Source organism: Enterobacter sp. SM3 (genome assembly GCF_009811935.2).
GTDB classification, from domain to species: domain Bacteria; phylum Pseudomonadota; class Gammaproteobacteria; order Enterobacterales; family Enterobacteriaceae; genus Enterobacter; species Enterobacter asburiae_D.
The window spans coordinates 2,179,963-2,198,831 of sequence record NZ_CP099971.1 but is presented as its reverse complement, the minus strand read 5'-3'; the positions used below and the strand labels follow the sequence as shown (position 1 = coordinate 2,198,831).

The window sequence follows — 18,869 nt, the reverse complement described above, 5'->3', positions numbered from 1 at the left end:
AATCATGTTTAAGGAACGGCTATGCCAGCCTTTGTTCATATCAACTTACGCATTATTGACCCTGCCAGACAGGCCAGCCTGGCCCCACGCTTCACGTCAGCATTAGAGGAAGCAGGAGGTAAAATTGTTCATTTTGGAGCTGTTACACAGGTACTGGAAGGCGAAGTTGAGCCGTTACCCTATGCAGGCATTTTTGAATTCCCGACGCTAGATCAGGCTCTTGCCTTCTATCATTCGGAAAAATATGCGCCGATTAAGGCTGAACGGCAGCTCGCCCAGGAAGCGAGAATGTTCATCGTCACGACGGAATAACAGGCAAGTTCGACTGTACCTAAATCACAGAACCGAGATTTGTACCCGTTATGACAGCTTGCTCTCTGTTTTGCTGGAATTAACGGTTTAACCTGAGTTGTGCAAAAAACACTCAGGAGGGACACATGTACAACACAATTTTGGTTCCAATTGATATTTCCGAGGATAGCCTGACACATATGGTTATCCCGTTCGTTCAGGCACATACCGCCCTTAACACCGCCAAAGTTCACTTTCTTACCGTTATTCCATCGCTTCCGTATTATTCATCATTAGGTTTGGCCTACTCCGTGGAAATGCCGAAGATGAAAGAGTTCCAGCACGCGGCCTTAGCAAAACTGGATGAAATTGTTAAGCAATTCAAAATACCTGCAGATAAGATTCAGACTCACGCCGTGACGGGATCCCCTAAGGATCAAATCCTTAAGCTCGCTGACACGATCGGCGCCGACCTGATTATCATCGCCTCCCACAAGCCTGACATATCAACATATCTGTTGGGTTCAAACGCTGCGGCAGTGGTGCGGCATGCGAAATGCCCTGTGCTGGTCGTAAGATAGAACGCTGCGTTTACGCTCATGGATATGATCAGACAGCAGAAAAAAACCGGGCGCAAAGCCCGGTTCTTTTGTCTGTCGGGACTGACTCTATTCGCTCAACCCGCGATTCTCCAGCATCGGTTCAATCTTCGGATCGTGCCCGCGCCAGCTGCGATAAAGTTCAGCCAGATCCGTGCTGTTACCACGGGACAAAATCGCCTCGCGGAATTTTTGCCCGTTTTCACGGGTCAGGCCGCCCTGTTCGACAAACCACTGATAGCCATCGTCCGCCAGCATTTGCGTCCACAGGTAGGCGTAATATCCCGCCGCGTAGCCCCCGCCAAAGATATGGGCAAAATAGCTGCTGCGATAGCGCGGCGGTACGGCGGGCAGATCCAGCCCCTCTTTTTTCAGCGCTGCTGCTTCAAAATCCTCTACGCTCGAAACGGCCTCACCGATGCCGTGCCAGTTCATGTCCAGCAGCGCGGCAGCCAGCAGTTCCGTCATGTCATAACCCTTGTTGAAATGGGTCGCGTTGAGCATGCTTTCCCGCAGCGCGTCCGGCATCGGTTCACCGGTTTCGTAATGGCGGGCGTAGTGGGTAAACACCTGTGGGTGGCTGGCCCAGTGCTCGTTAATTTGTGACGGGAATTCAACGAAATCACGCGGCGTATTGGTGCCGGAAAGCGTAGCGAAACGCTGGCTGGCAAACAGGCCGTGCAGCGTATGGCCAAACTCGTGGAACAGGGTGATCACGTCATCCCAGGAGAGAAGCGCGACGCCGCCGTTAGCCGGTTTTTGGTAGTTACAGACGTTGTAGATCACCGGGCGGGCAGCAAGCTCGAAGGATTGCTCGACGAAATTCCCCATCCACGCCCCGCCCTGCTTGGAATCGCGGGCAAAGAAGTCGCCGTAAAACAGCGCCATGCCCTCACCGGTGTGGTCGAAAATTTCCCAGACGCGAACGTCCGGGTGATACACCGGAATATCGAAGCGCTCCACAAAACGAATGCCAAACAGCTGGCTGGCTGCCCAGAACACGCCATCCTGCAATACGGTATTGAGCGCAAAATAGGGTTTGATTTGCGATTCATCGAGGGCATATTTCGCCTGACGCACGCGCTCGGCGTAATAAGCCCAGTCCCAGGCCTGCGCGGTGAAACCGCCCTGCTCGTCATCAATGACTTTCTGAATATCGGCCTGCTCGCGCTCTGCACGGGCGCGGGCGGCAGGCACAATGCCTCGCATAAAGGTCAGCGCGGCGTCCGGGGTTTTCGCCATCTGGTCGGCGATACTCCAGCTGGCGTAATCCTCAAAGCCCAGCAGGCGGGCCTGCCGCGCACGTAGCGCCGTAAGGCGGAGGATCAGCTCGCGAGTGTCGTTTTCATCCCCTTTCTGGGTGCGCGTCCAGCCCGCGTTGAACAGGTTTTCACGGGTCTGACGATTGCGCAGCGCGGAAAGCGCTGGCTGCTGGGTCGTGTTCAGAAGCGGGATCAGCCAGCGATCGTTTAGCCCGCGCTCCGCGGCAGCCTGCGCAGCGTCAGCGATCTCAGCGGCACTGAGCCCGTCAAGCTGGTGCGCGTAATCCACCACCAGCCCGCCTGTCTTATCGGCAGCCAGCAGACGCTGGTTAAACTGGCTGGTCAGGGTGGCCGCCTCGGTATTCAGCGCCTTCAGCTCGGCTTTTTGTGCTTCATTGAGACGCGCGCCCGCCAGAATAAACCGCTGCCAGGTCTCCTCGACCAGCCGACGGGATTCGGCGTCCAGCGCGGCACGGTCCTGCCAGACGCTCTCCACGCGGGCGAAAAGCACGTCATTCAGCCAGATATCGTTCGCCAGCGCGGCAAGCTCGGTGGAGAACTGCTCCTCAAGCTCCTGCAGGTACGCATTGGTGTGCGCGGAGGTCATGGCGAAGAACACGCTGCTGACCCGCGAGAGCATGGCGCCGCTTTTCTCCAGCGCCAGCACGGTGTTAGTGAAGTCCGGCGCAGCGGTTTGAGACACAATGGCGTCAATGTCCGCCCGCTTCTGGCGAAGCGCTTCATCGAAGGCCGGGCGATAGTGGCCGTCGTTGATTTCATCAAAATGGGGGGCCTGATAGGGCAACAGGCTGATGTCAAAAAAGGGATTCGTGGCCGTCATCTTTCGCTCCTGAGTACGGGTATCCTCCCAGAGTAGGCCAGGCCGCCATCCCCTGCAACGCCGTCATACAAATGTTGCCTTAACGCACCCTCTGCGGCCGTGCTATGTTAGTACAACACAAAAAGCGTTGAGGAACAGTGAGATGATTATTTTAGTTACCGGGGCAACGGCAGGTTTTGGTGAAAGCATCACGCATCGCTTCGTCGCCAACGGGCATAAGGTTATTGCCACGGGCCGTCGTCAGGAGCGCCTGCAGGAACTGAAAGACGAATTAGGCGACAGCATCCTGACCGCGCGGCTGGACGTGCGTAACCGCGCGGCCATTGAAGAGATGATTGCCAACCTGCCCGCCGAGTGGCGCGCCATCGACGTGCTGGTCAACAATGCCGGTCTGGCGCTGGGCATGGAGCCCGCGCACAAAGCCAGCGTAGAAGACTGGGAAAACATGATCGACACCAACAACAAAGGGCTGATCTATATGACCCGCGCGGTGCTGCCGGGCATGGTCGAGCGCAACCGCGGCCACATTATCAATATTGGTTCCACCGCCGGGAGCTGGCCTTACGCGGGCGGCAACGTCTATGGCGCGACGAAGGCGTTTGTGCGCCAGTTCAGCCTTAACCTGCGTACCGATCTGCACGGCACCGCCATTCGCGTCACCGATATCGAGCCGGGCCTGGTGGGCGGCACCGAGTTTTCCAACGTGCGTTTCAAAGGCGATGACGCGAAAGCGGGCAAAACCTACGAAAATGCTAACGCGCTGACGCCGGAAGATGTGACCGAAACGGTCTGGTGGGTGGCGACGCTGCCAAAACACGTCAACATCAATACCGTAGAAATGATGCCAGTCAGCCAGAGTTTTGCCGGACTTAGCGTCCATCGTGGCTAAATCTGCCCCTCCCGGCCTGCGGGCCGGGTCTGTTTCATACCCTGAAAGAATGGTAGTATGTTCAGGCTAACTCTCTGAGAAATGACAACTCATGGCCGCTGAATCGCAACTCAATCCCACCCAGCCCGTTAACCAGCAAATCTATCGCATTTTGCGACGTGATATTGTCCATTGCCTGATCCCACCGGGAACGCCGCTTTCTGAAAAAGAGGTCTCCGTGCGATTTGACGTTTCCCGTCAGCCGGTGCGTGAAGCGTTTATTAAGCTTGCCGAGAACGGGCTGATTCAGATCCGCCCGCAGCGCGGCAGCTACGTGAACAAAATTTCACTCTCTCAGGTACGCAACGGCTGTTTCGTTCGCCAGGCCATTGAATGCGCGGTGGCGCGCCGTGCCGCAACGCTTATCAACGACAACCAGCGTTACCTGCTGGAACAGAACCTGCACCAGCAGCGCATTGCCATTGACCGCAAGCAGCTGAATGACTTCTTCCAGCTTGATGATGAATTCCACCAGAAACTGGCGCAGATTGCGGATTGTCAGCTGGCCTGGGATACCATCGAGAACATCAAGGCCACCATTGACCGCGTGCGCTATATGAGCCTCGATCACGTCTCCCCGCCGGAAATGTTGCTTCGACAGCATCATGATATTTTCAGCGCGCTTGAAAAACGCGATGCGGACGGTGTGGAAAAGGCGATGACGCTGCATCTGCAGGAAATCAGCGAATCCGTGCAGCTTATTCGTCAGGAAAATAGCGAGTGGTTTAGCGAAGAGTAATATTCGCCGCCCCCTTTCGGGTGCGGCGGCGTGATTAGCGAACGACTAACACCGGGATCGTGGCGTAGCGCAGAATAGATTCCGCGTTTGAACCCAGCAGATGGGTGGAGATGCTCGGATTTTTCGACCCGATGACAATCGCATCATATTCCCCCTCCTTGCTCAGCTTGATAATTTCATCGCGGACGTTGCCAAAACGCACCATGCTGTGAATATTCTCAGGGGCGATATCGAACAGTCTTTTTAACTCGTTCATTTTCTTGTTGGATTCTGCGGTCATATACTCTTCAAACTTTTTAATATCGGCGTTGAACCCGCGCAGCAGAGACCGGCTGCTGGCTGGGAGAATATTGACCAGGGTAATCGACGCGCCCTCTGCCTTCGCCAGGTTTGCCGCGTGGCGAACCGCTTTGTCGCTCAAATCCATTTCAAACACGTCTACAGGCATCAAAATGCTCTTATACATAAGCCTGACTCCTTATTCCGATGAAGGGTTATTTCCTGCACCCAGAATGACATCCGGAATATAAACCAACCCTCAACGCTTCCCTGTCGAAACTATCAGTTAATGAAAATAACGGTCTGCTTTGTAAATTACTGTCCTGAATGGTCAGCGGCCGAAGAAATAAAGAAAAAAGTGTGAGTTTGATCAAAAACAAAAACATGAAGCGCGGACAGGCGTATTTATATGCCCCGTGAATGGCAAACCTGAAATAGGGCCGTAACGAACAGGTTAGAGAGGAGAATATACCATGATGACATACGACCGTAACCGAAATGCAATCACCACCGGCAGCCGCGTCATGATTAGCGGCACGGGCAAAACTGGCGTGATTAAAGCGATCCATAGCGACGGGCTGGATGCCGCGCAGGTGCGTCGCAGCAAAACGGTTGAAGTGGAAGGATGCGAAGGTAAGTTCGAGCCGATTGAGCTGATTCGCCTGGGGATGCACTAAGCTGTGCGCAGACATGCCGCCGCGCACGGCGGCATGTGCTGAATTACCGTTGGGACGCGTACTGCGCCACGGTCGCTTTCGCCCCCTGTTGCAGCAGCGACCGGTACGCGGTCATCACCGCAGCAACAAAGCGCGGCTCCTGCGGTAACTCTTTACCAAAGATGGCCTCAATGCCGAGCAGCGCGTTAACCCGACTTTCTCCTTCCGCACTTCCCTTCACCGCCGCCTGAATCACCGCCAGCTGCGGATCGCTCACATCAATGGCGTTACCCTGCTCGTCCACGCCGCCGACATAACGCATCCACCCAGCCACACCCAGCGCCAGCAGTGGGAAAGGTTTCTGGTGCACCAGGTGCCAGCGCACGGAGTCCAGCATACGCTGCGGGAGCTTCTGGCTGCCGTCCATCGCGATTTGCCATGTCCGATGGCGCAGGGCCGGGTTGCTGTAGCGGGCAATCAGGAGATCGGCATAGCGGCCTAAATCAACGCCCTTCACTTTCAGCGTGGGTGCCTGCTCGTTAAGCATCAGCGCGTGCGCGGCGAGGCGGTAGTTCTCATCTTCCATACAGTCGTTGATATGCTGGTATCCGGCCAGATAGCCCAGGTACGCCAGGAACGAGTGGCTGCCGTTGAGCATGCGCAGCTTCATCTCTTCAAACGGGATCACGTCTGACACCAACTCGGCACCGGCTTTTTCCCACTCGGGACGTCCTGCCACAAAGTTGTCTTCGATCACCCACTGGCGGAACGGTTCACAGGCTACTGCCGCCGGGTCACGCACGCCCGTCAGCTGCTCAATTTTATCCAGCGTATCAGGCGTGACCGCCGGCACGATGCGGTCCACCATGGTTGACGGGAAGGTGACGTTAGCCTCGATCCAGTCCGCCAGCTCACCGTCTACCGCACGGGCGTACGCGCAGGTCACATTGCGCATCACGTGGCCGTTCTCCGGCATGTTGTCGCAGGACATCACGCTAAACGCAGGCAGCCCCGCCGCTTTGCGACGCGCCAGCGCTTCCACCACCACGCCCGGCGCGGATTTCGGCTGGTGCGGGTTTTGCAGGTCGGCGACGATAAACGGGTGATCGAGCATCAGTTGCCCCGTCGCCGGTGAGTGGCAGTACCCTTTCTCGGTGATGGTCAGCGAGACAATCGCCACCAGCGGTTCACACATCGCTGCCAGCACGGTCTCCAGCCCGTCAACCTGCGCATGGAGAGCCTTTCTGACCACGCCAACCACGCGGGAGGTCCAGGCATCGGCAGACATTTCCGCCACGGTATAAAGATTATCCTGCGCGTTCAGATCGGCAATCTGCTGCTCGCCGCCAATCAGGTTAACCTCACCGTAGCCCCAGTCGCTGCCGTGCTCTGCCGCGAGAATGTCGGCGTACACCGCCTGATGCGCGCGGTGAAATGCGCCGAAGCCTAAATGTACAATGCGTGCTTTAAGGCTGTCGCGATCGTAATGAGGCAGCGTCGCGTTGGCCTGTAATAAGGTGTTTTCCATGATTAAGACTCGTTAATTAGAAAGCTGTGGATCGCTGCCGCTCCTTCTGAAGCGGCAGCGCCTGCTGACTACACCAACTAGAATGGCAGTTGGGGTAAAAAAATAACTGCCATCAACCATACTGATACTGCCGTTTGATATTTTGATTTATATTAACTTTTGCTCATGTGGTGTGACATAAACATAAAGTTGTGTGATAAGTCACGAAAGCTATAAACCATTAGCGTCGCGAGGAGATCGCCCCGTAACCCACACGCTCTTCGGGCGCGGATTCCGCTGCGTCTTGCGCCGCGCTCAAATCACGGTCGCGCACTTCCGGCATCAGGATCGCCGAGATCAGCCCAATCGCGGAGTAGGCCACCAGCATGGCGACAATCGGCCACCAGGAGCCGGTCATATTGCAGAAGATCCCCGCCAGCACCGGACCAAAGCCCACCGCCACCAGACCGCCCGCCTCTTTCGAGATAGCCATACGGGTAAAGCGATTTCGCGAGCCAAACATCTCCGCCATGGTGATATTTTCCAGCGCAAACAGCCCCAGCACGGCGAAGTTATGGATAACGATGATCGAGAGCATGATTGTCCCCGGCGCATAGCTCTTATCGACGATGATCGACAGCATCGGGTACGCGATAAGAATGGCGGAGATATTGAGGATAATGTACGGCAGACGGCGTCCCACTTTATCGGAAAGCCAGCCCAGCAGCGGAATGGAGATAAACCCGAGAATGGAGCTTATCATCAGCGCATCGGTAGGGATGGCTTTATCGAACAGCAGCGTCTGGACCAGATACCCGGCAAGGAACGTCTGGATGAGACCCGAGTTGCCCGCCTGACCAAACCGCAGGCCGGTCGCCAGCCAGAAGGATTTACTTTTCACCATTGAACCCAGCGAGGTGTCCGGCTGCGCGGCTTGTGCATCGTTCACTTTCTCAAACACCGGGCTCTCTTTCAGGTTCATACGCAGCCAGATGGCGAAGATCATCACCACGACGCTGGCGAGGAACGGCACGCGCCAGCCCCAGGCAATCAGCTCTTCACGATCGAGGGCAAAGAACATCACCGCCCAGATCGCCGTGGCGCTCAGCGTTCCGCAGTTGGTGCCCATCGCCACCAGCGAGGAGATGATGCCGCGTTTGCCTTTCGGCGCGTACTCCGCCAGCATGGTCCCGGCCCCGGAAATCTCCGCCCCGGCCCCGAGCCCCTGAATAATGCGCAGCGTCACCAGCAGAACCGGGGCAAAAATCCCGATCTGCGCATAGGTTGGCAGGACGCCAATCAGCGTGGTGCAGATCCCCATCATGGTGATGGTGATAAACAGCACCTTCTTACGACCAATGCTGTCGCCCATTCTGCCGAAGATAAAGGCGCCGACAATACGTGCTATGTAGCCTGCGCCGTAGGTCCCCATCGCGAGGATCAGCGCCATCGCGGCTGACTGTTCCGGGAAGAAGATCTCATGGAAGACCAGGGCGGCCCCCAGCGAGTAAAGCTGAAAGTCCATAAACTCCAGGGCGGTGCCCAGCCAGCCGGAAACGGCGGCTTTCACCAGATCGGAGGTGGTTCTTTGAGGTTGTGCTTGCGTCATAATGGCTATCTCTAAAAGGTAAGATGCGTACCACCAGAGCCTGTCTGCGCAGGCTCTTAACCGCGTATAGGATTATTGGCCGAACGTGAGCAAGACTTTGCAGCACTGCCGCTGGTCTTTCTCAAACAGTTCAATGGCGTCTGTTACATGGTGATAGTCAAAGGTATGGGTAACCAGTTTTTCGGGGTCGATTAGCCCCTTCTTCAGCCAGTCGATGACGACCGGGAATTTGTTGGCATTGAGGCGCGAGGAGAAGATCGCCAGCTCTTTGCCGGTGATGCCCTGCTGAACAATCTGGCTCGGCTTGCTGGAGAAGCCCATCAGCACGATGCGCGCCGCCGGAGAGGCCAGGGTTATCGCTTCCTGCAGAATCGCCGGATGACAGGCGGCATCAATGATTAACGTCGGTTTGATGCCCTTTTCGTCCAGCGCGGCCTGCAACGACTGCTCGCCGTTATTCAATACCCAGTCCGCGCCGCTGCGCTGGGCCATTTTCAGGCGTTCATCGATGCGGTCAACCACGATAACCTGCTTCACCTTATAGACGCCTTTCAGCGCCTGCACGGTGACCAGGCCCATCGGGCCAGCGCCGTAGATCAGCGCAACGTCCTGCTCGGTGGGGTTGGCCTGCCCCGTGACGTTGGCGGCGATGGTGAAGGGCTCAACCATGACGGCGTGTTTATCCGGAATGTCATCCGGGATAGGCCAGGCATTTTTAGCGGGCACTGCCGCATATTCGCTGAAGCCCCCGTCGCGGTGTACGCCCAGCACCACCAGCGAGGTGCAGACGTTCGGTTTTCCGACGGAACACGGGTAGCAGTGTCCGCAGCTGATCACCGGGTCAACCGAGACGCGCTGGCCCAGACGGGCGCTGTCTACGCCCTCACCCACGGCGTCAATCACGCCAAAGAACTCGTGGCCGATCGTGCGTGGATACTTCGCAAACGGATTATGGCCGCGATAGATGTGGCTGTCCGAACCGCAGATCCCCGCCAGCGTGATTTTGACGCGGACTTCGCCTGCGCCTGGCTCCGGGCGTGGCCGCTCTTCAATCACCAGTTCGTTCGGCTGTTGAATCACTACGCTTTTCATCGTTCGCTCCTCGTTTACCAGTTCCATAGCGTGCCGTCTTCAAGACGGGCCACCGGCAGATAGGCCGGATCGTAGGGGTATTTCGCCGCCAGTTTTTCATCAAACTCGATGCCCAGCCCCGGCTTGTCGCCCGGATGCATATAGCCGTTATCAAAGCGCCAGCTGTGCGGGAAGACTTCCAGCATCTGTTCGGAATAGCCCATATATTCCTGGACGCCAAAGTTTGGCACCCACAGATCGAAATGCAGCGCGGCGGCGTGGCAGACAGGTGAGAGATCCGACGGGCCGTGCGAGCCGGTGCGCACCTGGTAGAGCGAGGCAAAGTCCGCGATGCGACGCATTCCGGTGATCCCGCCCGCGTGGGTAATGGTGGTGCGAATATAGTCGATGAGCTGCTCTTCGATGAGCTGCTTGCAGTCCCAGATGCTGTTAAACACTTCCCCCACCGCAATTGGCGTGACGGTGTGCTGGCGGATCAGGCGGAAGCAGGCCTGGTTTTCCGCAGGCGTTGGGTCTTCCATCCAGAACATGCGGAATTCCTCGATGCTTTTACCGAAACGCGCCGCTTCGATTGGCGTCAGGCGATGGTGCATGTCGTGCAGGAGATGTTCATTGAAGCCGAATTTACTGCGCACCGCGTCGAACAGCTTCGGTGTGAAATCGAGGTATTTTTCGGTGGACCACAGCTGCTCTTCCGGCCAGTCGCCTTTGGTCGCAGGCTCGTAGGCCAGCCCCTTCCCTTTGGCCATGCCGTAGGTGGTTTTCATGCCCGGCACGCCGCACTGGACGCGGATCGCCTTAAAGCCCATCTCTTTATGACGGGCGTAGTCTTCCAGCACGTCGTCAATCGTGTGTCCGGTGGTGTGGCAGTAGACCATCACCCCTTCACGGGATGCACCGCCCAGCAACTGGTAGAGCGGCATGTTGGCCGCTTTGGCTTTGATGTCCCACAGCGCCATGTCCACGGCGGAGATGGCCGACATGGTGACCGGGCCGCGACGCCAGTAGGCGCCCTTATAGAAGAATTGCCAGATGTCTTCGATGCGGTGCGCATCGCGGCCAATCAGCTGGGGGCAAAGGTGATCCTTGAGGTACGAGGCAACGGAGAGCTCGCGTCCGTTCAGCGTAGCGTCACCGAGGCCGACAATCCCCTCATCGGTGGTGATTTTAAGGGTGACAAAGTTCCGCCCCGGGCAGGTAACAAACACGTCAGCCGCGACAATCTTCATAGTTCCTTTCCTTACATCGTTCGTTGTGATGCTGGAAATTTACCCACCAACCCTACTACCATACAAGTGTAATGATCATGAAATCAGCTAACGATCACAAAACCCGGGGACTCAGGCGCGCCCCCATCCCGCCACAATGATCAGCATACCGCACAGGGCAACCAGCGCGCCGGCCCAGTCGTACGCGCTGAGTTTGACGCCATCCACCACGCGTAACCACAGCAGCGCAGTACAGACATAGACACCACCGTAAGCGGCGTAGACGCGGCCGCTGGCAGCCGGATGCAGCGTTAACAGCCAGACAAAGAGAGCCAGCGCGACGCTTGCCGGGATGAGCAGCATTACGGACCCTCCCTTCTTCAGCCAGAGCCACGGCAGGAAGCAGCCGATGATTTCACATAGCGCGGTAGCAAAAAAAAGCAGCGTCGTTTTGAGCATAGTTAACGTCAGGTGAGGATCTATTTAGACATCATACCCGATAATGTCCTTTACTTTTCCATACCCGCTCCGCGGGTATGCCGTCATTTCTCTTTGGTGTAGAATCTGTTCGGGGTAACTTGATTATCTGCACCCATTTAAAAGGAAACGCTATGACCACATTAAGCAAACGCCTTTGTCTGACAGCCCTGCTGGCGCTGTCATCGTTCGCCTTTGCCGCCTCTGCGACAGCGGAAACCAGCAAGCTCATTATTGAGTCTGGTGACAGCGCGCAAAGCCGTCAGAACGCCGCCATGGACAAAGAACAATGGAATGACACCCGTAACCTTCGTCAGAAGGTCAACAAACGTGCTGAAAAAGAGTGGGACAAAGAAGATGTCGCTTTTGACGCGCGCGATAAGTGTCAGCAAAGTGCAAACGTCAATGCCTACTGGGAGCCTAACACCCTGCGCTGCCTGGATCGCCGCACTGGCCGCACGGTAGCCCCGTAATGTCGGCGCCCTGCGACATTAAACTCCGTCCGCTGGAGCGTGAAGACCTGCGCTTCGTCCACCAGCTCGACAACAATGCCAGCGTGATGCGCTACTGGTTCGAAGAGCCTTACGAGGCCTTTGTTGAGCTGTCCGATCTCTACGATAAGCACATTCACGATCAGAGTGAACGTCGTTTTGTGGTGGAGTGTGAAGGCGAAAAAGCCGGTCTTGTGGAGCTGGTTGAAATCAACCATGTTCACCGTCGGGCGGAGTTTCAGATCATTATTTCCCCTGAGCATCAGGGAAAAGGCCTTGCCTCACGGGCAGCGAAGCTGGCAATGGATTACGGGTTCAACGTTCTGAATCTCTACAAGCTCTATCTGATTGTGGACAAAGAGAACGAGAAAGCGATCCATATCTACCGCAAGCTGGGCTTTATGGTGGAAGGCGAGCTGGTTCACGAGTTCTTTATCAACGGTGAATACCGGAATACCATTCGCATGTGCATCTTCCAGCATCAGCATCTGGCCGGGCACAAGCCGTCAGGCGCCAGCCTGCTGAAACCGACCGCGCAGTAACCTGCGCGGTTTTATTCTCAGTAGTATTCAATCGTGTTTTTGATGGTGTACTTGCGCTCAACGGCAGGTTTGACGCTGTCGTCGGTGATCGTCAGATCGCAGCTCACCGGATTATTGTGTCGATCGTAATCGCAGCTCTGCTTGACGTTGCCCATCGGCTTGTCATTCAGCATGCTCACCGCCGAGTAATCCATCCTTTTGCGAACATCTTTAGACGGCGTCGACTGGACGGACAGGTGCTGATCGCCGGAGACGGTGGTTTTGCCCAGCGGGTAGCCATCCGCATCGTAGCGATACTTCACTTCCATCTCTTTGCCGTGCGCCGCCACCACAAAACCGTTGTCGTCGGTATCCCACGTCACCCCGGCTGACGGCAGTTCGGCCAGCTGGCATTTCCCCTGCAGCTTCACTTTGCGCTGCTGGGTTTCCGCATCAAGGTAGTAATTGGCATCCAGCACCAGCGCCACGCCGGTGTTGGCCTCCAGGTCGTGCAGCTCCAGCGTATCGAAACACCCTTCCGTCGACACGGTGCCGGTAACCCGTTTGGACACTTCGCCCTTATCGTTGAACAGCGTCTGGGTAAAGTCTTTAACCGGGCCGCGCAGAGGATCGAAATCAAATTCGTTTGAAAAACTCGCCATCTCGGGCGTAAACGACAGCGGCGCGGAGCTGTTGTCGCACCCCACCAGTGTTGCTGCCAGTAGCGTTATCGCTGCGTATTTCTTCACATTTATTACCGTAAAGGGAGATTATTCCCAATCATATTAGCAAATACAGTTGTTTACACGAAGCCTGCTAAAATTAATCTCTACACAGAGAAAAGGAGCAAGAGATGAAACGGTTACCCTGGATTACCGCCCTGCTGTTAATGAGTGCCTCAACGGCCGCGCTGGCGGCACCGGATTCCTGCGAACGCGTGAAAAGCGACATTCAGCAGAAGATTATCAACAACGGCGTACCTGAGTCAGGTTTTACGCTGAGCATTGTGCCGAACGACCAGGCAGACCAGCCGGATGCGCAGGTGGTGGGCCACTGCGCCAACGACACGTTTAAAATTTTGTACACCCGTACAGGCAGCGGGGCTGCTGAAGCTCAGTAATTTACCCTCAATCCCCTTTGATTTGATGAGGATTAAGATCTAATACCGCCAAATAAGTAACACTCACCCCATCATTAGCCCGGTTATCATTTCGGGGAAAATAATACGCAATTATATACCCTAAATAATTTGAGTTGCAGGAAGGCGGCAAGGGAACGAATCCCCAGGAGCGTACATAAGTACGTGACTGGGGTGAGTGAGTGCAGCCAACGCACCTGCAGCTTGAAGTATGACGGGTATAATGATGGGGTGAGCCATGTCCGATACTGAACATCACGGCGGAATTAGCCGTCGAACTCTCGTGAAATCAACGGCTATAGGTTCTCTGGCGCTTGCCGCTGGCGGGATCTCGCTTCCTTTTGGTTTAAAAAGCGCCGCCGCGGCGGTGAAGAACGCCGTCCAGCCTGCTGAAGATAAAGTGGTGTGGGGCGCCTGCTCGGTCAACTGCGGCAGCCGCTGCGCGCTGCGTCTGCACGTCCGCGACGACGAAGTGTACTGGGTCGAAACCGATAACACGGGCGAGGATATTTACGGTAACCATCAGGTGCGCGCCTGCCTGCGCGGACGTTCAATTCGCCGTCGGATCAATCACCCTGACCGCCTGAACTACCCGATGAAACGCGTGGGCAAACGCGGTGAGGGCAAGTTTGAGCGCATCACATGGGATGAGGCGCTGAACACCCTCACCGCCAGCCTGAAAGACGTGGTCGACAAATACGGCAACGAAGCGGTGTATATTAACTACTCCTCCGGCATTGTCGGCGGCAATATCACCCGCTCCTCCCCTTACGCTTCGCTGGTGGCGCGCCTGATGAACTGCTACGGCGGTTTTCTGAGCCACTACGGCACCTACAGCACGGCGCAAATTGCCTGCGCCATGCCCTACACCTACGGCAGCAACGACGGGAACAGCACCTCGGATATTGAAAACACCAAACTGGTGGTGATGTTCGGCAATAATCCGGCGGAAACGCGCATGAGCGGCGGCGGGATTACCTATTACCTGGAGCAGGCTCGCGAGCGGTCCAACGCGCGAATGATCGTTATCGACCCCCGCTATACCGATACGGCAGCCGGACGCGAAGATGAGTGGATCCCGATCCGTCCGGGTACCGATGCCGCACTGGTGGCGGGTATTGCCTGGGTATTAATCGACGAAAACCTGGTCGACCAGCCGTTTCTGGATAAATACTGCGTTGGCTATGACGAAAAAACGCTGCCGGAAGGCGCGCCCGCTAACGGCCACTACAAAGCCTATATTCTCGGCCAGGGGGATGACCACACGGCGAAAACGCCGGAGTGGGCCTCACGCATCACCGGCATTCCGGCGGATCGCATCGTCAAGCTGGCCCGCGAAATCGGCTCCGCGAAGCCGGCCTACATCTGCCAGGGCTGGGGACCACAGCGCCAGGCAAACGGCGAGCTGACGTCCCGCGCCATCGCCATGCTGCCTATCCTCACCGGAAACGTAGGCATCAACGGCGGTAACAGCGGCGCGCGTGAGTCAACGTATACCATCACCATCGAGCGTATGCCCCTGCCGGATAACCCGGTCAAAACGCAAATCTCCTGCTTCAGCTGGACGGACGCCATCGCTCGCGGGCCGGAGATGACCGCCCTTCGCGACGGCGTGCGTGGGAAAGATAAGCTGGACGTGCCGATTAAGTTCATCTGGAACTATGCGGGTAATACCATCATCAATCAGCACTCCGATATCAATAAAACCCACGATATCCTGCAGGATGAGAGCAAGTGCGAAATGATTGTCGTCATCGACAACTTCATGACCTCGTCAGCGAAGTACGCCGATATCGTGCTGCCGGACCTGATGACCGTCGAGCAGGAAGACATCATTCCGAACGATTATGCGGGCAACATGGGCTACCTGATTTTCCTTCAGCCCGTGACCGCACCGAAGTTCGAGCGTAAGCCTATCTACTGGATCATGAGCGAAGTGGCGAAACGCCTCGGGCCGGATATCCATCAGAAATTCACCGAAGGACGCACGCAGGAACAGTGGCTCCAGTTCCTGTACGGCAAAATGCTCGCAAAAGATCCTCAGCTTCCGTCCTATGACGAGCTGAAAAAAATGGGCATTTATAAGCGTAAAGATCCGAACGGACACTTCGTGGCCTATAAAAAATTCCGCGAGAACCCGGAAGCCAATCCGCTGAAAACGCCATCGGGCAAGATTGAAATTTATTCCAGCAAGCTGGCGGAGATTGCGGCCACCTGGGAGCTGGAAAAAGATGAAACCATTAGCCCTCTGCCCGTCTACGCCTCTACTTTTGACGGCTGGGACGCCCCCGAGCGCGCGCAGTTCCCGCTGCAGCTGTTTGGCTTCCACTTCAAAGCCCGAACCCACTCGAGCTACGGTAACGTCGACGTGCTGAAAGCGGCCTGCCGCCAGGAAGTCTGGCTTAATCCTGTCGATGCCGAAAAACGCGGCATTAAGAACGGGGATACGGTGCGCGTCTTTAATAACCGCGGCGAGGTGCGAATTGAAGCGAAGGTCACGCCACGCATCATGCCCGGCGTGAGCGCCATGGGCCAGGGTGCCTGGCACGATGCCAATATGAGTGGCGATCGTATCGACCACGGCTCATGCATCAACACGCTGACGACCCATCGTCCTTCTCCGCTGGCAAAAGGCAACCCGCAGCACACCAATCTGGTGCAGATTGAGAAGGTATAGAGGGTGAAACGCGAGACCCTGGTTTATTCTATGGTAAGTATTATCGGTTAACACAGTCGCGCGGACGTCATCCGCGCGAGCAAGGAAAGTTTAATGAAAGATGTCTCACATCGTGAATCGTTCGCGTTCAGCGCCCGCGTACTGGGCGCGCTGTTTTACTTCGCTCCCGACAGCGAGCAGGCCGCGCCGCTGGTGAAAGCGCTCACCGCGGGCGAATGGGTTCAGGACTGGCCCCTGCCATCGGAAACGCTGCTGCCCGTTGCCGATACGTTTGCCTCATCATCCGATGAACCGCTGACGGACGCCTGGCAACGGCTGTTTATTGGCCCTTACGCCCTGCCCGCCCCGCCGTGGGGCTCCGTCTGGCTTGACCGCGAATCCGTGCTGTTTGGCGACTCGACCCTCGCGCTGCGCCAGTGGATGCGGGAGAACAGTATCGCTTTTGAGATGCAGCAGAACGAGCCGGAAGATCACTTTGGTACGCTGCTAATGCTCGCGGCGTGGCTGGCCGAAAATGGCCGCGAAGCGGAGTGCGATCAGCTTCTGGCGTGGCACCTGCTGCCGTGGAGCACCCGCTTCCTGTCGGTGTTTGTCGACAACGCCGGGCATCCGTTTTATACCGCGCTGGGCAGGCTTGCACAGCTAACGCTCGCGGACTGGCGATCCGGGCTGCTTATTCCGGTTGCGGAAAAGACGCTGTATCGCTAAGGCGGGAGGCTTGCTCGCGAGTGGCGGGCAAGCTGCAGTCAGAAGATGACGTTTAAAAATTCATATCGAAACATGAGTCATATTAAGATAAATAATATATAATGGCCTTACGTAAAAAATTACGCTATTTTTTGATACATACAAAATAAAAAATGACTGAAAACCATCATTCCGAAAATAAAATTAAAAGGCTATTCATAACGGCTATAACATTTGTCATTTTAGGCGCATGGTTCTGGTATATGGCATGGGCATCAAACATCTCCGACAATACCATTTTGCAAAAATCGATTCCTGAATGGATAACGTATATTTCTATTGGAGCATTGATTGGAGCGCTTTTTGTTATACGTGCTTTTTTTGTGCACGCTTTTAACCAAACCTTAAAATATTTTTCCAATACTTTCTTATGTGGTTTTTGGCTTGGGTTTGTATTGAGCTTAAATTGCTATGATATTTATGTCTATCTCTTCCCGGACAAAATAATTGGCTATGAATCTGAATATGAGGTTGTCTTTCCGGGGCCTTCGAGAGGTAAGTATAGCCATTGTGAAGCGGGTCTCTGGTTAAAAGATCAGAACACTCACAGATGGATACAGCTTTGTACCAACAAAGAATATCTGCACAGCCACCGTAAACAGGGAATGACAGGGGTATGGGTAACGGCTCGTGTTAATAAAATTGGGACTTACATCGTGAAGTATGAATTTATTTATTTGTAGTCGCCATTTTTATTGCGCCGGTGAAATGAATGGTACTCAAGTTTAGCTCATAGCTGTCAGCCATACAGATTGTGCATTCACAGCGGAGCAACATGCTATGGGCAGGATCCTCTTAGAATCCAGTCAGTACAAAATCGTCCTCATCCCCCTACATTTAGTGGTAGATACGTGACGGTTATTACCCTATTCTGCTTTTACCAGCGAGCAAACCGGAGTCATTTTAGTGGATACTCCCATACTTCAGAAAACCATCATTATCTTTGTTCTCATCCTGTGGGTAATAAATGAGGTCAGGGGAAAGAAAAAAAAGCGTTATGACTCCGCTATTGCAGAGGCTAATGCCAGAGAACGCCATGAATGGCGCTATCTCAGATGGGGCTGGCAGGCAATACAAGTGGCAGCGGCAGTGTATATCTTTGTTCAGCTGATTCAGTTTTTACTGAGATAGATGCCACAAGCATTAACGACAGGAAAGGAACATCTCACTGTTCAGGCCGTCAGTAGTTGAGCCTCGGTGTTAGGTGTTGTGAATGTTTTCTGCGTGCAATAAGCGGCTGTTGCCAAGCCTACGCCAGATAGGTTTAACTATTGCATTCCCAATTGAAATGAACTCCACACATGAAAATACGATTGTTACTGATTATATTGCTCATCACTTCCCAGTCATGGGCAAGTGAAATTTCCCCAAGAGAGCAAGCTAAACAAATGGCTGAAGCAGCATGCTTATACCAATACAATGTCATCTACTCTCGCTTTACTTTAGGTTTTTCTGAGGAAAAAGCAGTTCAGGCGTCGTCTAAAATACTCACTAATTATATAGAGAGTCATAAAGAGAACGCAGGTGATTTTTTTCTATCATCGATTCGTAAAAGTACAATTGCACAGTTACGGGAGTTAGAAGTAAATAAAGAGACAGTGCGGCAACTAAGAACGCCTCCACCAGACTTTAAAAATAAATTTTTATCCTCTTGCAATCAAATGAAAACAGAGCAGTTGGAAGCCATGCATGTTTTTGATTAAGTTAAGCATACATACTTATATGCTTTTTTAGGGGCATCACATTTGTTATTTTTTCCCGACATTCGTACCAGACTTATTTCTCCAAAACCTGTTTTTTTTCGCTT

General features: G+C 54.9%; 21 protein-coding genes. 13 read left to right on the top strand and 8 right to left on the bottom strand.

Features of this window, described 5'->3' with window-relative positions; all coding sequences use genetic code 11:
- Positions 1-21 precede the first annotated feature (21 nt).
- Both GVO84_RS10425 and uspF read left to right on the top strand, forming a co-directional pair.
- Positions 22-312, top strand: a complete 291-nt coding sequence (locus GVO84_RS10425) for a DUF1330 domain-containing protein (protein ID WP_121423590.1) — start codon at positions 22-24, stop codon at positions 310-312.
- Between the two features lie 125 nt (positions 313-437).
- Positions 438-872: a universal stress protein UspF gene (gene uspF, locus GVO84_RS10420; protein ID WP_121423589.1), complete on the top strand. Its 435-nt coding sequence runs from the start codon at positions 438-440 to the stop codon at positions 870-872.
- An 87-nt stretch (positions 873-959) separates the two neighbouring features.
- On the opposite strand, the gene dcp is transcribed toward uspF, so the two are convergent.
- The gene (dcp, locus tag GVO84_RS10415) at positions 960-2,993 is read right to left on the bottom strand and encodes a peptidyl-dipeptidase Dcp (RefSeq protein WP_159514059.1); all 2,034 of its coding nucleotides are present in this window, start codon (positions 2,991-2,993) and stop codon (positions 960-962) included.
- Positions 2,994-3,135: 142 nt separating this feature from the next.
- Between dcp and ydfG the strand changes: the two genes are divergently transcribed.
- Both ydfG and GVO84_RS10405 read left to right on the top strand, forming a co-directional pair.
- Complete coding sequence (gene ydfG, locus GVO84_RS10410) at positions 3,136-3,882, top strand: bifunctional NADP-dependent 3-hydroxy acid dehydrogenase/3-hydroxypropionate dehydrogenase YdfG (RefSeq protein WP_159514058.1); 747 nt, start codon at positions 3,136-3,138, stop codon at positions 3,880-3,882.
- A 91-nt stretch (positions 3,883-3,973) separates the two neighbouring features.
- Positions 3,974-4,660: a GntR family transcriptional regulator gene (locus GVO84_RS10405; RefSeq protein ID WP_159514057.1), complete on the top strand. Its 687-nt coding sequence runs from the start codon at positions 3,974-3,976 to the stop codon at positions 4,658-4,660.
- Between the two features lie 34 nt (positions 4,661-4,694).
- On the opposite strand, the gene GVO84_RS10400 is transcribed toward GVO84_RS10405, so the two are convergent.
- Complete coding sequence (locus tag GVO84_RS10400) at positions 4,695-5,126, bottom strand: universal stress protein (RefSeq protein ID WP_159514056.1); 432 nt, start codon at positions 5,124-5,126, stop codon at positions 4,695-4,697.
- Between the two features lie 286 nt (positions 5,127-5,412).
- Between GVO84_RS10400 and ydfZ the strand changes: the two genes are divergently transcribed.
- Positions 5,413-5,616: a putative selenium delivery protein YdfZ gene (gene ydfZ / locus GVO84_RS10395; RefSeq protein ID WP_014883679.1), complete on the top strand. Its 204-nt coding sequence runs from the start codon at positions 5,413-5,415 to the stop codon at positions 5,614-5,616.
- 43 nt (positions 5,617-5,659) lie between these two features.
- On the opposite strand, the gene GVO84_RS10390 is transcribed toward ydfZ, so the two are convergent.
- From GVO84_RS10390 to GVO84_RS10370, 5 genes are all read right to left on the bottom strand, one after another.
- Positions 5,660-7,123, bottom strand: a complete 1,464-nt coding sequence (locus tag GVO84_RS10390) for a mannitol dehydrogenase family protein (protein ID WP_159514055.1) — start codon at positions 7,121-7,123, stop codon at positions 5,660-5,662.
- 220 nt (positions 7,124-7,343) lie between these two features.
- Entirely contained in the window at positions 7,344-8,711 is a 1,368-nt protein-coding gene (locus tag GVO84_RS10385) for an MFS transporter (protein ID WP_159514054.1), read from the bottom strand.
- A gap of 72 nt (positions 8,712-8,783) precedes the next feature.
- Positions 8,784-9,803, bottom strand: a complete 1,020-nt coding sequence (locus GVO84_RS10380; protein WP_159514053.1) for a Zn-dependent oxidoreductase — start codon at positions 9,801-9,803, stop codon at positions 8,784-8,786.
- Between the two features lie 14 nt (positions 9,804-9,817).
- A complete protein-coding gene (manD, locus tag GVO84_RS10375; protein WP_063145672.1) occupies positions 9,818-11,032 on the bottom strand; it encodes a D-mannonate dehydratase ManD in 1,215 nt (404 codons plus the stop codon).
- Between the two features lie 111 nt (positions 11,033-11,143).
- Positions 11,144-11,470, bottom strand: a complete 327-nt coding sequence (locus tag GVO84_RS10370; protein WP_159514052.1) for a YnfA family protein — start codon at positions 11,468-11,470, stop codon at positions 11,144-11,146.
- A 152-nt stretch (positions 11,471-11,622) separates the two neighbouring features.
- Between GVO84_RS10370 and GVO84_RS10365 the strand changes: the two genes are divergently transcribed.
- Both GVO84_RS10365 and speG read left to right on the top strand, forming a co-directional pair.
- A complete protein-coding gene (locus GVO84_RS10365; RefSeq protein WP_023335541.1) occupies positions 11,623-11,961 on the top strand; it encodes a DUF1283 family protein in 339 nt (112 codons plus the stop codon).
- A complete protein-coding gene (gene speG, locus GVO84_RS10360; RefSeq protein ID WP_029739396.1) occupies positions 11,961-12,521 on the top strand; it encodes a spermidine N1-acetyltransferase in 561 nt (186 codons plus the stop codon). Before GVO84_RS10365 ends, speG begins: the two co-directional genes overlap by 1 nt.
- Before the next feature lie 17 nt (positions 12,522-12,538).
- On the opposite strand, the gene GVO84_RS10355 is transcribed toward speG, so the two are convergent.
- Positions 12,539-13,249: a YnfC family lipoprotein gene (locus tag GVO84_RS10355; RefSeq protein WP_121423578.1), complete on the bottom strand. Its 711-nt coding sequence runs from the start codon at positions 13,247-13,249 to the stop codon at positions 12,539-12,541.
- Positions 13,250-13,353: 104 nt separating this feature from the next.
- On the opposite strand from GVO84_RS10355, the gene GVO84_RS10350 reads away from it, so the two are divergent.
- From GVO84_RS10350 to GVO84_RS10325, 6 genes are all read left to right on the top strand, one after another.
- Positions 13,354-13,620, top strand: coding sequence for a DUF1161 domain-containing protein (locus tag GVO84_RS10350; RefSeq protein WP_159514051.1), 267 nt, complete (start codon positions 13,354-13,356; stop codon positions 13,618-13,620).
- A 256-nt stretch (positions 13,621-13,876) separates the two neighbouring features.
- Positions 13,877-16,315, top strand: coding sequence for a selenate/tellurate reductase subunit YnfE (gene ynfE, locus GVO84_RS10345; RefSeq protein ID WP_159514050.1), 2,439 nt, complete (start codon positions 13,877-13,879; stop codon positions 16,313-16,315).
- A 93-nt stretch (positions 16,316-16,408) separates the two neighbouring features.
- Positions 16,409-17,023, top strand: a complete 615-nt coding sequence (gene dmsD, locus GVO84_RS10340; RefSeq protein ID WP_159514049.1) for a Tat proofreading chaperone DmsD — start codon at positions 16,409-16,411, stop codon at positions 17,021-17,023.
- Positions 17,024-17,175: 152 nt separating this feature from the next.
- On the top strand, positions 17,176-17,745 hold the full coding sequence (locus tag GVO84_RS10335) for a hypothetical protein (protein WP_121423574.1): 570 nt from the start codon (positions 17,176-17,178) through the stop codon (positions 17,743-17,745).
- Between the two features lie 223 nt (positions 17,746-17,968).
- Complete coding sequence (locus GVO84_RS10330) at positions 17,969-18,193, top strand: hypothetical protein (RefSeq protein WP_121423573.1); 225 nt, start codon at positions 17,969-17,971, stop codon at positions 18,191-18,193.
- Positions 18,194-18,363: 170 nt separating this feature from the next.
- The gene (locus GVO84_RS10325) at positions 18,364-18,765 is read left to right on the top strand and encodes a hypothetical protein (protein ID WP_159514048.1); all 402 of its coding nucleotides are present in this window, start codon (positions 18,364-18,366) and stop codon (positions 18,763-18,765) included.
- Positions 18,766-18,869: the final 104 nt, after the last annotated feature.